The organism is Pectobacterium carotovorum, assembly GCF_900129615.1.
Taxonomy (GTDB): domain Bacteria; phylum Pseudomonadota; class Gammaproteobacteria; order Enterobacterales; family Enterobacteriaceae; genus Pectobacterium; species Pectobacterium carotovorum.
The window spans coordinates 579,029-593,842 of record NZ_FQWI01000001.1; the positions used below are offsets into that span (position 1 = coordinate 579,029).

At 52.9% G+C, this 14,814-nt stretch carries 13 protein-coding genes; 3 read left to right on the forward strand and 10 right to left on the reverse strand.

Annotation, left to right across the window (positions count from 1 at the left end):
• Positions 1-112: 112 nt before the first annotated feature.
• Complete coding sequence (locus BUB06_RS02560) at positions 113-1,045, reverse strand: LysR family transcriptional regulator (protein ID WP_039471861.1); 933 nt, start codon at positions 1,043-1,045, stop codon at positions 113-115.
• Positions 1,046-1,187: 142 nt separating this feature from the next.
• Here BUB06_RS02560 and BUB06_RS02565 point away from each other — a divergent pair, with 142 nt between their 5' ends.
• Positions 1,188-2,606, forward strand: coding sequence for a M20 family metallopeptidase (locus BUB06_RS02565; protein WP_039471859.1), 1,419 nt, complete (start codon positions 1,188-1,190; stop codon positions 2,604-2,606).
• A 92-nt stretch (positions 2,607-2,698) separates the two neighbouring features.
• On the opposite strand, the gene BUB06_RS02570 is transcribed toward BUB06_RS02565, so the two are convergent.
• The 6 genes from BUB06_RS02570 to BUB06_RS02595 form a co-directional block, all read right to left on the reverse strand.
• A complete protein-coding gene (locus tag BUB06_RS02570) occupies positions 2,699-3,019 on the reverse strand; it encodes a helix-turn-helix domain-containing protein (protein WP_039471857.1) in 321 nt (106 codons plus the stop codon).
• Positions 3,012-3,401, reverse strand: a complete 390-nt coding sequence (locus tag BUB06_RS02575; protein WP_051982095.1) for a type II toxin-antitoxin system RelE/ParE family toxin — start codon at positions 3,399-3,401, stop codon at positions 3,012-3,014. Before BUB06_RS02575 ends, BUB06_RS02570 begins: the two co-directional genes overlap by 8 nt.
• Positions 3,402-3,479: 78 nt before the next feature.
• Positions 3,480-4,304 (reverse strand): MetQ/NlpA family ABC transporter substrate-binding protein, encoded by an 825-nt coding sequence (locus BUB06_RS02580; RefSeq protein ID WP_039471855.1) that lies wholly within the window; start codon positions 4,302-4,304, stop codon positions 3,480-3,482.
• Positions 4,305-4,864: 560 nt separating this feature from the next.
• A complete protein-coding gene (gene menC / locus BUB06_RS02585; RefSeq protein ID WP_039471853.1) occupies positions 4,865-5,977 on the reverse strand; it encodes an o-succinylbenzoate synthase in 1,113 nt (370 codons plus the stop codon).
• Positions 5,978-6,018: 41 nt separating this feature from the next.
• On the reverse strand, positions 6,019-6,678 hold the full coding sequence (locus BUB06_RS02590; protein ID WP_039471851.1) for a methionine ABC transporter permease: 660 nt from the start codon (positions 6,676-6,678) through the stop codon (positions 6,019-6,021).
• Positions 6,671-7,693: a methionine ABC transporter ATP-binding protein gene (locus BUB06_RS02595; RefSeq protein WP_039471849.1), complete on the reverse strand. Its 1,023-nt coding sequence runs from the start codon at positions 7,691-7,693 to the stop codon at positions 6,671-6,673. The genes BUB06_RS02590 and BUB06_RS02595 overlap by 8 nt, the downstream gene beginning before the upstream one ends.
• A gap of 593 nt (positions 7,694-8,286) precedes the next feature.
• On the opposite strand from BUB06_RS02595, the gene BUB06_RS02600 reads away from it, so the two are divergent.
• Both BUB06_RS02600 and BUB06_RS02605 read left to right on the forward strand, forming a co-directional pair.
• Complete coding sequence (locus tag BUB06_RS02600; RefSeq protein ID WP_039471847.1) at positions 8,287-9,618, forward strand: acid phosphatase; 1,332 nt, start codon at positions 8,287-8,289, stop codon at positions 9,616-9,618.
• Positions 9,619-10,078: 460 nt separating this feature from the next.
• The gene (locus tag BUB06_RS02605; protein ID WP_461786853.1) at positions 10,079-11,566 is read left to right on the forward strand and encodes a methyl-accepting chemotaxis protein; all 1,488 of its coding nucleotides are present in this window, start codon (positions 10,079-10,081) and stop codon (positions 11,564-11,566) included.
• A gap of 37 nt (positions 11,567-11,603) precedes the next feature.
• Here the strand turns inward: BUB06_RS02605 and BUB06_RS02610 are convergent, their stop codons facing one another.
• Genes BUB06_RS02610 through BUB06_RS02620 form a run of 3 tightly spaced genes read right to left on the reverse strand, consistent with a single transcriptional unit; the run spans position 11,604 to position 14,750 of the window.
• A complete protein-coding gene (locus tag BUB06_RS02610) occupies positions 11,604-12,902 on the reverse strand; it encodes an aspartate aminotransferase family protein (protein ID WP_039471843.1) in 1,299 nt (432 codons plus the stop codon).
• Positions 12,899-14,023 carry a phosphotransferase gene (locus tag BUB06_RS02615; protein WP_039471841.1) on the reverse strand — a complete coding sequence of 375 codons (1,125 nt, stop codon included), beginning with the start codon at positions 14,021-14,023 and terminating at the stop codon, positions 12,899-12,901. Before BUB06_RS02615 ends, BUB06_RS02610 begins: the two co-directional genes overlap by 4 nt.
• A complete protein-coding gene (locus BUB06_RS02620) occupies positions 14,016-14,750 on the reverse strand; it encodes an SDR family NAD(P)-dependent oxidoreductase (protein ID WP_039471839.1) in 735 nt (244 codons plus the stop codon). Before BUB06_RS02620 ends, BUB06_RS02615 begins: the two co-directional genes overlap by 8 nt.
• Positions 14,751-14,814 lie beyond the last annotated feature (64 nt).

Sequence of the window (14,814 nt, forward strand, 5' to 3'; positions counted from 1 at the left end):
CGTAAAATCGCTCGCGGAAAGATCGAGATACCCGGAGCGACCACGGGGCGAGGCATCCCTGCGGGAACCTCATCCCCGTGTTTCTCCTAATCAGCGACAGCAATGAACCGCATCAAACCGTATCGGTAGCAATCTGGCTCAGATAATACGCTTCTCCCTGACGCAGCTCCGCCATCATGAAATCAAGGAAAGCCTGTTGCTGCGGCGCGTGCGCTTTGCCTGCCAGCGTTTGAATCTGAAGCGAGCGCTGGTCAAGCTGCTTGATGTTCAGCGGCTTCAGGCGCATCGGTTGCTGTAAGCATTTATACATCACGGAATAGAAGCTACAGGCGGTAACCGCCCCCGGCGTGCTCATCGCATAATAATACAGCGTGGTGAAGTTGTTGCAGCACAGCGTCGGTTCCAGAAAGGTACCGTTCATGCGGCATGAGAGGTCGAACAGCTGCCGCAGCGTGGTGGAGGATTCCGGCAAGGCCAGCGGGAAAGGATGCAGATCCGCCAGTTGGATAGACTGCTGAGCCAGTGGGTGATCGTCAGACATCAGCAGCATTAGCGGCGCAGGCAGCGCCAGTTCCACATTCACGCCCTGTTCGGGCGCCAGCGCAAACTGGAGCGCGATATCCACTTCGCCATTGCGGATCATCTGGGACACCTGCATCGCCGACTCGACTTTCAGCGCAAAGGTGGTATCCGGGTCATGCTGGCGGAAACGCGCAAATAGCGTCGGCAGCAGATCAAACGCCATCCCTTCCGTACAGCCGATGCGCAGCAGCGCCCGACGGCTGGCTTTCAGCCCCTGAATCTCCGCCACGGCGGCATCCATGTCCATCATGCTCTTGCGCACATGATTTTCCAAAATCCGCCCCGCATCATTAAGAACCATGCCGCGCGCATGGCGTTCGAACAGCGGCACGCCGATGCGTTCTTCCAGCCGCTGGATTTGGCGGCTGATAGCAGAAACGGCCACAAACAGGTGCTGGCTGGCGGCGCTAAGCGAACCGGTGGTGGCAACCACTAGAAAATAACGAATCTCGGAGCTGTGCATGGCGGCGTTCCTTTCAGACATCACGGGGGATTCGCAGGTTTATATTAAAAGCAAAGCTTAATTGCAATTTTTATTATTGTTGCAAAGCTCGTTTTTTCTTTAAATATCGGTAACTTCGGCACATTATCCAGCAAGGAAAGGCATGACCAACGCAGACCTTATTCGTATCGCCTGTGAACGTTTCGATCGCGGAGAATTTAAACAGACGCTGGCCCGGCGTATTGCCTACGCTAGCGAGAGCCAAAAAGCCGGTAACCATCCCGCGCTGAACCGCTATCTGACTGACGAGATCCAGCCTGCGTTGCAGGCGATGGGATTCAGCGTGAGGCTGATTGCTTCGTCGGATGAACGTCATCCCCCTTTTCTGCTGGCCGAACGTATTGAAGATCCCAACCTGCCGACCGTGCTGTCTTACGGCCACGGTGACGTGGTTTTCGGTGATGAAGAAAACTGGCGCGACGGGCTAAAACCGTGGGAATTGGTGGAAGAAGGCGACCACTGGTACGGGCGTGGCAGCGCCGATAACAAAGGCCAGCACAGTATCAATCTGATGGCGCTTGAGCAGGTATTTCAGGCTCGCGGGCAGCGTCTGGGCTTCAACTGCAAACTGCTGTTCGAGATGGGCGAAGAAATTGGTTCACCGGGACTTGCCGACCTGTGCCAGCAGTATAAACAGGCGCTGGCCGCCGATATCTTTATCGCCTCCGACGGTCCGCGCCTCAGCGCAGAACGCCCGACACTGTTCCTCGGCTCTCGCGGCTGCATCAATTTCCGTTTGCGCATCCAGGCACGCGATCGGGCCTACCACTCTGGTAACTGGGGTGGATTGCTGAGCAATCCGGGTACGCAGTTGGCGAACGCCGTGGCGAGTCTGGTGGATGGACAAGGACGGATGAAGATCGATACCCTGCTGCCACCGCCGTTAACGCCCGCACTGCGGGAAATTCTCAGCACCATCGACCCCGCAAGCAGCGAGGGCGATCCGGCGATTGATGAAAATTGGGGCGAAGACGGTCTCACGCCTGCCGAACGGCTATTTGGCTGGAATACGCTGGAAGTACTGTCGTTCATTACCGGCAATCCGCACAAGCCGGTGAATGCGATTCCCGCCGACGCCACGGCGATTTGCCAACTGCGCTTTGTGGTCGGCACCGACTGGCAGCATCTGGCGCAACATGTGCGCCAACACCTCGACCAGCACGGCTTTACGCGGGTGGACGTTGAGGTGCTTAACACCTCTCCGGCGACGCGCTTTAACCCTGAAGATCCGCTGGTGAACTGGACGCTGGCACTGATGCAACATATCAGCGGCAAACAGCCCGCGCTGTTACCGAATTTGGGCGGATCGCTGCCTAATGACGTTTTCGCCGATATCCTCGGTCTGCCGACGCTGTGGATCCCCCACTCCTATCCGGCATGCGGCCAGCACGCGGTCAACGAACACCTGCTGAAATCCGTCGCCCGCGAAGGGTTAGCGATCATGACTGGCCTGTTCTGGGAACTGGGGGAGCAAGGAGATGCGTTACTAGACGAACACAGAGGGTATGCACATCAGAAGTGATGTTTAGAACCTGGTCACTGCTGTATAAACGCAAAAGTGGCCGTCTTAGGCGGCCACTGAACATAATAAAAACAGACTTCGCAACGATCTTATCAGAGAATAGCGCTTAATCCTTTTCTCTCGATGACCTCCAGTATTCGTAACGCCGCCCCCGTTGGTGCGCTTACTCCACGTTCCCATTTCTGAACGCTGTTGGCTGACATATTAATGATGCCAGCCAGTTGGCTTTGACTAATTTTTTCACGCTCACGGATGGCCCGCACTCTGCTCGCGTCCATACTGGCGCGTGATTCCGTTTTTTGACTTTCCGCCACCAAGCGATTGATAGCGTCAAGGTCGACGTCACTGGCCGTACCTGCGGCATGTTGACGCTGAATCATGCTCTGTATATTTAATAAGCGATTATCAACCATTTATCACCTCAACAAGCTCTTTGTTTTTAAGGTCTGTTTCGAGATCGGCATCAGATTTATTTTTAAACACCGTTGACGCAATTTTAAAAGCCGCCAATACATCATCGGGAATTTCTTTCCCACGCGTTGATACCGTGTTTTTCTCCCATCCTTCAAAGAAAAACACCTTACCTTCTCGATGATAAGCCACTATTGTCCGGGCACCGCCACGTTTACCCAGACTGGTAGCAACGCGCTTCTTATAAACACCGCCACCGAGGCCTCCTTTATCTGGATGATCCATAATGTCTGCCGCAATATCACGTAACTGTTGATCGGTTATGCCTGATTTTCTACGAGATTTATTGTAGTGACGCTCAACAAAAATCCTTTTTTGTCCCATAAAAGAATGCCCGATATTACTATGGTAATAACTACCATAGTAATATCGGGCAATAGCGTCAATCGATTCGGGAGTCGTTTACTCGGATTGCGTGCCTTTCTTCATCCACTCCGGTTTCTGGAACGCGTGGAACATGGAGTTTTTATCCTCAAAGAACGCGGCGAATTCCGGGGATTGAACGGCGGCTTTCAGATCCTGAGCGAACGGTTTATCGGCATCTTCCGCACGCACAACGATCATGTTTTTCAGATCTTCCGGCAGCACGTCCAGTTGAATGGCGTCAGACAGGTTCAGGCCAGCGGAAATCGCGAAGTTGGCGTTAATCAACGAACCCGTTACGCCGCCCAGCGCACGCGGTAGCTGTGCGGCTTCCAGCGGTTTAAAGACCAGCCCTTTCGGGTTTTCTGTGATGTCACGCAGCGAGGCTTTAGTCGGCGTAATCTCTGGATTGATCTTGATCAGACCGTATTTTTGCAGGAAATCCAGCGAACGTGCCAGATTGGACGGATCGTTTGGCAGCGTCACGATATCGCCCGCTTTCAGCTCGTCCAACGAGCGTACTTTGTTGGAGTAAAAGCCCATGCTGGCCGTCGGCACGGTGATCACTTCTGCCAGTTTCAGCCCTTTATCCGCGCTGAAACGATCAAGATAGCGGCGGTTTTGGAACAGGTTGGCATCGATACTGTTGTTCGACAGCGCCAGATTCGGCTGGATGTAGTCGCTGAATTCACGCACTTTTACGTCGTAGCCTTTTTTCACCATTTCCGGCTTGATCGCTTTCGTGACCATATCGCCATACGGCCCCGGCGAGACGCCGATGGTGATTTCTTTGCCTGAATCTGCTGCGTAAGCCTGAGAGATGCCCAACACCAGCATGAGTGGAATGAGTTTTTTCAATCGCATCGTCGCGTTCCTGTCTGTCCGATTTAGTCAGTATTCGCCGTTTTGCTAACGGCATTCTCGTTATGTTAGGCGTCTGTAGCCACGGTTAAGCTCGAGATACCGGGAGCGACCACGGTGTGAGGCATCCCTGCGGGAACCTCATCACCGTGTTTCTCCCTAAATCCCAACTCTTACGCGTGGTGCAACATCGCTCATTATTTTTCTCTATTTTGATAACGTTATTCCCTGGTGTTGGATAACGTTTTACTGCTCACACTTATACCCGTCATACTTCAAGTTGCATGTGCGTTGGCTGCGCTACTCGGTACACTTGCGTGTGCCTCACCCCGTTGGGGCCGCTGCAAGCAGCGTTCAAACCTGCCTCTGGCTGGTTTGTCACTCACCCGAATCACTTACTTATGTAAGCTCATCGGGATTCCTTCTCTTGCCGCGTTATTCGGCCTTATGGCCTCACCCCTTGGGGGTCAGCGCAAGCGCTGTTCAAAAACGCCTTGCCGTTTTTGTCCTGAAACTCGAATTATTTAGGGTATATGATTTAAAATTTCTGATTAAAGAATCAGTTAAAACAAAAAGGTTTCCTGTCCGTAGCAATATTTTTCGTACAGTTCAGGGTTAATATCGAAGCCGATTCCCGGTTTATTTGGCACAGCAACACAACTGTCTTTGTCTAGTTCGACAAACGGCAGCATGAAGTCTTCATGCCAGTAGCGGGAAGATGGCGGAATATCGTGCGCGTAGATAAAGTTCGGTAGCGTAGACACCGCAATGTTGTGCGCTTTGCCGACCGCCGTATCCAGCATACCGCCGCACCACACCGGAATATTGTGGGCCTGGCAGTAATCATGAATCAGCTTAGTTTCGGTAATGCCGCCCACGCGCGCGACTTTAATATTGATGATTTTGGCGCTGCCCAGCTCGATCGCTTTACGCGCATCTTCTACCGACGCAATACTTTCATCCAGACAGATCGGCGTATTCACCGCTGCCTGAAGTTTGCGGTGGTCGATAATATCGTCATGCGCTAGCGGCTGTTCGATCATCAGCAGATTGAATTTATCAATGCGCTTAAAGAAATCGATATCGTCCAGCGTATAGGCGGAATTAGCATCCACCATCAGCGTGATATCACCAAACGTCTGACGCAGTGCCGCAATATAGTCGTAATCTTTTCCCGGCTTGATCTTTATTTTGATGCGCTTGTAGCCTTCGTTCAGGAAATTATCGACCACGCTGACCAATTGATCCGGCGTGTCCTGAATACCAATACTCACACCCGCTTCAACGTTATTCCGCACGCCGCCCAGTAATTGATGTAACGGTACGCCTTTTATCTTCGCGTAAGCATCCCAAATACCGCCTTCGATTGCCGCTTTAGCGCAGTTATTACGTTTTACCGGGGCGAAAATATCGCGCACCTGCGAAGGATGCTCAATATCCCCAACCTGCTTAATCATCGGGATCAGGAAGTCACGCATAATATGCCAGGCGGTGACGTTGGTCTCTTCGTTATAAAACGGCAGCGAAATGGCCGAGCAATCGCCGTAACCAATGTGTCCGCCAGCGTGCACTTCCGCGATGGAAAAGTGTTTTTCCGTCTGTGTCGCAAAGCTGGTGGTAAATGGCGTTTTCAGCGCCATTTTCATTTTTCTTAATACAATTTTGTCTATTTTCATGACATCTCTCCGCTGCCCTGAATACCCTATTCTGCCGTGGTTTAGCGGCGTTCGCGCTTATTCGCACGGCGCGATAGCATATCACCCAGCGTTTGCACGACCTGCACCAGCACCACCAGCGCAATTACCGTCACCACCATTACTTCGGTTTCATAGCGGTAATAGCCGAAGCGGATCGCCAGATCGCCGACACCGCCGCCGCCAACAATTCCGGCCATCGCCGAGTAGCCAATCAGGCTGACCAGCGTAATCGTCAGGCCGCGTAGCAATCCTGCCAACGCTTCCGGTAACAGCACGGTCGCAATGATGCGCGTTGGGCTAGCGCCAAAAGCTTCAGCCGCTTCCACAATGCCCGGATCGACTTCACGCAGCGCGGAATCCACCAGACGAGCATAAAAGGCAATCGCCGCGACCGACATCGGCACCGCCGCCGCAACCGGCCCTATCGTGTTCCCCAGCAGCAGTTGCGTTAATGGCAACAGCAGCACCAGCAGGATCACAAACGGGATCGAGCGGATGATATTCACCAGAATGGTTGAGATCAGATAGATAAAACGGTTCTGCCAGAACAAATGACGATCGGTCACATAAATCGCGATACCTAATGGCAGGCCGAATATCACCGCACAGAGCGTTGAAATACACACCATCGTGAAGGTTTCACCGAAAGCGAAAACTAATTCACCCCATAACTCAGCCATTGATGACCTCCACCCCAAAGGTATTCTGTCGAATATAAGCAATAGCCGCGGTTAAATTATCCGCCGCCGGATCGTCACGGTATGAAATCTGAGCGATAATATGCCCCAGCGCGCGATCGTTAATGTATTCAATATTGCCGTGCAGAATATTGACCGAGACCTGAAACTGCTGCGCCACGTCGGATAATATCGGTTGTTCTACCGAATCATCGGCGAAAAGTATTTTCAGCAAGACGCCTTTATTATTCAGCTTAAAGCGTTCAGGTAATTCGACCGGACTGGTATGGCTAACCAGCTGTTTGGTGTAGGCGTGCTGCGGTGAAGAGAAGATCGTAAAGACGTCGCCCTCTTCCACAATATTTCCACCCGTCATCACCGCCATGCGCTGACAAATACTTTTAATCACGCTCATTTCGTGGGAAATAAGTACGATCGTAATACCTAACCGGACATTGATGCTTTTCAATAGCGCCAGAATAGACGCCGACGTTTCCAAATCCAGCGCCGAGGTGGGTTCATCACACAGCAGCACTTCGGGATGGTTGGCAATGGCGCGAGCGATGCCCACACGCTGTTTTTGTCCACCACTCAACTGCGCTGGATAAGACGTTCCTTTATCCTGCAACCCGACCAGCGCCAAGATTTCCGGCACGCGTGTTGCAATCTCTTCCTTACTCTTTCCCGCCGCACGCAGGCTGAATGCCACGTTGTCATACACATTGCGGGTATGCATCAGATTAAAATGCTGGAAAATCATTCCGATACGCTGCCGATGCTGACGCAGTTCACGGCCGGACGCATCGCTAATCAGCGTATCACCCAGAAATACACGCCCTTCGGTGGGGCGCTGCAATAAATTGATCGTCCGCAGCAGCGTACTCTTTCCCGCGCCGCTGGTGCCGACAATCCCAAAAACTTCACCCTGTTGAATGGTCAGGTTGACGTTGTTTACCGCCCTGGACTGTGCTGCTTTACCGGCGGGAAAATCAACGCTCACGTTTTCTAACCGAATCATTACCTGACTCACTCCTGCTGTTACTGACTATTTTATCGGCATACACAAACGTATACCTGTTTGATGTAGGGAAACCATTGTTCTTGAGAAACCATTGTTCGTAGGTAAAGCTGTTCGTGGGTAAAATCATTTCGCATTAGTTGACGTTGAACCTATCCCACAGGACTGTTTCACTTGCCACTTTGAACAGGGGTAGGCTCGCCATCGCCTTTTTGCGTTGAGGAATAACCGGGCTATTGATGTCTGCCATTTTTGTTATAATTAGATTAATTACTTATAAATCAATAAAATATTGAAAAATAATCGTCTGTTTAAAGTAGAGAGAAATGAGCTTTGCGTCAATGATAAAAAAAGCAAATCACCTTTCCATTTTTTAGAAACTTTTTTATGCCTTTTTCTTCTATATAAGCAACTAGATAAGCTGCTGTTGCCCCCGGTTACCGCGTGAGGTTCACCGCGTCACCAAACATAACAAATCATAATAATGCGTTGATAAGCATCTCAAAATATATCCTGAAACATAACCGTCACAATCAGCACCTAGCCTGATCCCGCACCGACAAGCATTTATCCTCCCAATTAAGGATGCCACCATGCGTTATCGCTCTATGCTGTTCCCGGCGACGGCAACCAACGTGTTACCCGCGCTCAAACTGCTGCCTGTTTTCAGTCTTTTCCTGTTGCCGTTTTCTGGGTTTGCCGCAGCGCCGGAGCCGGATAGCGCGAGTCTCCGCACCATTATCGATTCCACTACGCAGGCCAGTAGCAGCCCTCGCGTTGTTGAACTGGAACAATCCATTCAGGCTGCGCTGCGCAAGGCGATCCAGGGCGATGCACCGAAACTGACCCGCTCGCAGCTAGAGCAGGCGAAACAGACGTCGCTGATGGCAGATACCGAGTGGTTAAACGCCAGCGGTTATGACTTTGCGGTGAAGGCCAACCAGCAGGCTGGCATTGCTTTGCTGGATTCCTTCTCACATCTTTCTACCGATGTGTTGCAGCAAAATATGGCTATCGTGACGCGCATTAATCGCGACGCGACCAAGGGGCAACGCGAACAGGCACTGGTAGATGCCGAGAGTCAGGGATATCTCTACTATCTGGCCGATGCACTGGGCCCAAAGCTCGGTCATGCGTTTATCAGCGCTTATAATCGCGGTGAACTGCGCAAAGCAGCAGCCTTAATCAAGGCTTCTGAAGTCAGTACGTCCGCCGCTAAACAGCATTTCGACTACCCTCGACCTTTCCTACAGCCGAATAACACCATTCATCTGGTGCCGGATACCGCCGTGATTGGCGATAACAAGCCCTACACCGCTTCCGGCGGCGCGTTTCCGAGCGGGCATACCAATACTGGCTACACCGATGCGCTGCTGTTAGCGGAAATGATCCCCGAGCGCTTCGTCCCGCTGATCGATCGCGGCGCACGCTATGGCTATTCGCGCATCGTGCTGGGCGTTCATTATCCATTAGACGTGATCGGTTCGCGGATGATCGCCGAACGCAATGTGGCGCACTACCTCAACGATCCACAGTATCGTCGGCTGTTTGAACAGGCAAAGACGGAGTTGCGCAGCGCGTTAGAGAAAGCCTGTGGCACAACGCTGAGTGCCTGCGCCCAGAATGCGCCACAGGACGACCCTTACGCCGCGCCAGAAATGAAGACGTTTTACCGCTACACGATGACGTACGGTCTGCCAGCCCAACCTGGCGCGACCTCTCCGGTTAGCGTTCCCGAAGGTGCAGAAGTCCTGCTCGACCCCGTGCTTCCGCATCTCTCCGTTACCGAGCGCAGAAGCCTTATGGTGAAAACCGCGCTGGCTGACGGCTACCCGCTCTCCGGCGCACCGGGCGATAAAGGCCCGCAGAATTTCTGGCAGCGCCTCAATCTGCATGACGCCGTACAGTTAGCTCAGCACCAATAACGGCTCTCCTCTTCCCCCGCATTTTCCTGCGCAGGGAAGAGGAACGTCACAAGGTGATACTATTTAATAACGGAAAGTTAATAACGGGAATTTATTATCGCGTCATTATCCCATCGTGGTTTTGTTTCATTTTTTTAAAAATAAACGCCTCTGTTTTTTTAAAAATCGGCAATTATGGCGTTACCTTAAATATTATCTCCGTTAGTTAGCTGTAACGGTAACTTTCCGGACAGGATAATATTTTAATGACTATTTCCCAAGCAGCATAGAATGCCAATTGGTTTGTAAACCAATGTAAATCGACGCTGTCGCAAGTCCCCTGATGCCATTTTTTAATTTTAGTTAGTCTCAACATAAATATTCTCTTTACTCCGTCGATATAGGAATACCGCTCCTTATCCGGGAGTAATTAGAGGTATTTATGAGCATTAAACTTAAATTAATTTCGGTTATGGTATTAATGGCATTATTGCTGTTGGTTGTCTCGCTTATCGGGCTGTTTGGCATGAACAATACCAACCAGTCGATGAAAACCCTGTACCAGGATAGGCTGATCGCACTGGGGTATCTGGACAATATCACCAGACAGGTGAACAGCGTGATGTTTGAGATCGCCAGCGTTGACCTCTCACAGCCGAACGATGTTAAGACTGGGTTGGAGCACATCGCGGAAGCACAAAAAATTTATAATGTGCAATGGGATTTATACAGCAAAACGTATTTAACGGGCGACGAAAAAATATTAGAAGAAAAGTTTGCAGTATTATACAAGCAATACAACGAGAAAGTCTTTATTCCTGCCATTAGTGCAATACAGAAGAATGATAAAGACGCATTAGAATATATTATCAATCACACATTAAAAAGCGAATACGCACCGCTGCAAAAAACTGCCGACCAGTTGATTAAATTACAATCTGATGTAGGCCAGGAGCTCTATTCGGAATCACAGAGTAGTTTCAGTAATATATTATTTTCCGTAGTGATTACCCTTCTGGTGGGGATAGTTATCGTTGCCCTATCCGGCTGGCGGTTGATTCTATCGATTGCCGTACCGATAAAAAATGCCGTGGATTTAGCCAGAAAAGTGGCAGATGGCGATTTGACGCATCGCATCGAAATTACGTCGAACGATGAAATGGGACAGTTGCAAACCGCCCTGCGGGAAATGGTGCTGAACCTGACCGATATCGTCGAGCGTGTACACAGCAACGCCGACATTATTGCGACGGCATCCAGCCAGATCAACAGCGGCAATATCGATCTCTCCTCACGAACCGAGCAGCAGGCGAGTTCTCTGGAAGAAACCGCGGCATCAATGGAACAGATGACGTCCTCGGTCAAACAGAATGCCACCCATGCCGCTCACGCCAGCCAGTTGGCAACCACCGCCTCACAACGCGCTGTCGACGGCGGCAAGATGATGGGTGATGTGACATCTGTGATGCAGCAGATGGTGTCATCCGCAGAGAAAATCACCAATATTATCAGCGTGATCGACGGGATTGCGTTCCAGACCAACATCCTCGCGCTGAACGCCGCCGTGGAAGCCGCCCGAGCAGGAGAACAGGGCCGAGGCTTCGCTGTCGTCGCGGGTGAAGTGCGCACGCTGGCACAGCGCAGCGCCAGCGCGGCTAAAGAGATCAAAGAACTGATCGGAACGTCCGTCGAACAGGCAAGCCGTGGCCACCATGCCGTCATCGACGCAGGCAGCACGATTCAAAGCGTGGTGGAGGATATCAAACGCGTGGCCTCGATCGTGACCGAAATCTCGACGGCCAGCAATGAACAAAGTCTGGGCATCGGGCAAATTAATACCGCGATTTCACAGATGGAAACGGTCACGCAGCAAAACGCCGCGCTGGTGAACGAAGCCGCCGCGGCCGCCAGTTCGCTGTCCGAACGTGCGGGTGAACTCAGCCATGCCGTTGCGGCGTTCCGTATCTAATCCCCTCGCCTTTTTCACAGCACCTGCGCGCGATTGATTATTCCCACGTGCGGGTGTCGATGACCTTTAACACGTCGCTCAATGTGGTTAAAAACACATCGGCGTGCTCTTCCTGAAACACCAGCGGCGGGCGAATTTTCAGCACGTTTGCCGCTGCCCCCGTTGCGCTGATCAGCACGCCGCGCTGGCGCATGGCATTCACCACCTGCGACGCCGATTCACTTGCCGGCGCTTTACTTTCACGATCGCTGACCAGTTCTACGCCAATAAACAAACCGTAAGCCCGAATATCGCCAATCAGCGGGAAATCCTGCGCCAGTTGCTGTAGCCCTTGCCGCAGATAATCACCAACCCGCAGGGCATTTTGCTGCAACTGCTCTTCGCGAATCACCCGCAGCACCGCGTGCGCCGCCTGACAGGACACCGGATTGCCGCCGAACGTATTGAAATAGCGGACATCTCGCCCAAATGCATCGAACAGCTCGGAACGTCCAACCAATCCGGCGATAGGATGCCCGTTGCCCATCGGTTTCCCTAAACTCACCAGATCCGGGACGATGCCGTGGCGCGCAAAGCCCCATAGCGATTCCCCCGTACGCCCAAATCCCGGCTGTACTTCATCCGCAATAAACAGCCCGCCCGCCTGACGGATCAGCGCCGCCGCCTGCGCCATTTCGCCTTCCGGCGCGCTGAACACGCCATCGCTGGAAAAAATCGTATCCACTAGCAGCGCGGCAGGATGAATCCCCTCCTGCTGCATCTGCGCCAACGCTTCACGAATGCTGGTAAGAAATGCGCCGGGCTGACGATAGGTATCCGGTGCGTCGATCAGCTTCACGTGATTGCCACGCGCTACGCCATCCCCCAGCGACGGCGACAGCTCCGCCAGCGCACTGGTCACGCCATGATACGCCCAGCGCGTCACCAGAATCCCCGTTCCTCCCGTGGCATGTCGGGCAATGCGCAACGCCAGATCGTTGGCTTCACTGCCGGTACAGGTCAGCATCACGTTGTTCAACTCGGCAGGAAACTCGCTCAGCAGATCTTCTGCAAAATCGACAATCGCATGATGCAGATACCGCGTATGGGTATTGAGCTGTGCGCTCTGTCGCGCCATCGCTTCCACCACCGCGGGATGGCAATGCCCAACCGAAGCCACATTGTTATAGACATCCAGATAGCGCTTCCCCTGGTGATCGAACAGCCACACGCCCTCGCCACGCGCAACGTGCAGCGGTTCGTTATAAAACAGGCGGTAACCGCTGCCCAATACCCGCTGACGGCGTGCCAGCAAATCTTCTGTCATCGTCATTTCAGAATTGATTCTCTGATTCATCGTACGTTCTCCGGGCAAACCTGCTGTAGGCGAGTCACAAACAGCGCATGGGAATAGGTCGCGATGCGCTGCAAACTATGCCAACAGCGCGGCACATTGCGCAGCAGATACTCCCGATTGTCGGGGTAGCGCGATGCACGCCACTGCGCAATGGTCAGGGTGAGCGCCATGCGGGTCGCTATCAAATCGGGTAGCAGTGCGATCTCCGCCGATGTCAGCGACCTGTGCTGGTGATACGCGGCAATAAACGGCACAACCTGTTCCAGCAGATCCGCCCCATCGCCAATTTGATACGCCAGCGCCGTTGCCACTTCGCAGATTAATGGGGCAAAGACGGCGTCGCCAAAATCGATAATGCCGGTGACTCGCGTCGGCGACGTGCCATCGACCAGCACATTATGCGGATTCAGATCGTTATGAATGACCTGACGACGTAGCGTCGTCAATTCTGGCGCGACGTGGCTGTCATAGCGGTCAAAAACACGCTGAAGATGCTGATACTGCTGCGGTTCAGGAACGAAATCGAGATAAGGACGTACCTGTTCCGCGCGGCTGATATCCCACAGCAGCGAACGGTTCGCTGCCGGATGCGTAAAGCCGTGAAGCGCGTTGTCCAACTGCGCCAGCGAGCCTCCCAACTGCGGCATCAGTGTCGTTGAAGGCGAGGTCAGATATTGCGGCATACCCGCCAGATAGCTCACCAGACGCACGCGCAGCAGTACGCCATCAATCTCAACGCTCGTTTCCGACAGACCCGCCGTTGTCGGCCTGATGCGCGGGACGGGCAATTCGGGCGCCCGCTGAGCAAGGTGCAACAGCAGCGCGGTCTGAAAGTCGCTGACCTCGGCGGGTTCCGCCGCGTTGATGACTTTCAGCATGTAGCGTTCATCCGGTGTGACCGTCAGACAGAAATTTACATCTCGCTCGCCTTGGAGCAGCGCCATCTGCCCGGTCAATCCATATTCTTGCTGCGCGATAGCCAAGGCCTGCTGACAGGAAACCTGCGGGACGGCCTGCGTCATTAACTCATCGCCGTGCGGCGTAGCCTCGACAAAAACGGGCTGATTGGACGCCAGACGTGGGAATGAAGGAAAAAGTGTGCTGAGTCGTCTGTCAGACATGCTGCCCCCCGTTTACGTGAATTTCCGCACCGTTGACATAAGAGGCACCGGAAGTGCAGAGAAAATAGATCAGGCTGGCGACTTCTTCGGGCTTGCCTAAACGTTGCATCGGCACCTGCCGTTCAATGATGTCGCCCGTACCGGGTGACAGAATCGAGGTTTCAATTTCTCCCGGCGCAATCGCATTCACTCGCACGCCGTGTGGGCCAAAATCAAACGCCATTTCTCGCGTCAGCGCAGACAATGCCGCCTTTGACGTGGCGTAAGCCACGCCGGCAAAGGGGTGAACGCGCGATCCGGCAATCGAGGTCACATTAATCACGCAGCCCTGTGAGGCCTTGAGTTCATCGAACAAGCCGTTTGCCAGCAGCGCACAGGAAAACAGATTGACGTTAAAGACCCGCAGCCAGGTCGCATAGTCCGTATCGCGGACGCCCAAGCGCTGTCCATCAGCGCCTTTTGGCGAAATACCCGCGTTATCGACCAGCGCATCCAGCCGCCCGCCCAGCTTTTCCTTAATCAGAGGCAGCGTCTGTTGCAGGCTGTCGATATCTTCCAAATCGAGATGAATATGATTAAGCAATTTTTCCGCCCACGGGCACTCCTCCGCCCAGTTCTGGCGCGACGCGGTAAAGATCCGCCACCCCGCCGCGTGGAAATGCTTAACGGTGGCATGCCCGATTCCCCGGCTGGCACCGGTCAGCAGTAGTGTTTTTTGCGCTGTCATACCGAACCTCCTGAGTCTGTGTACAATCATTTTTTACACAACACACATCAAAATGGTGTTTGAT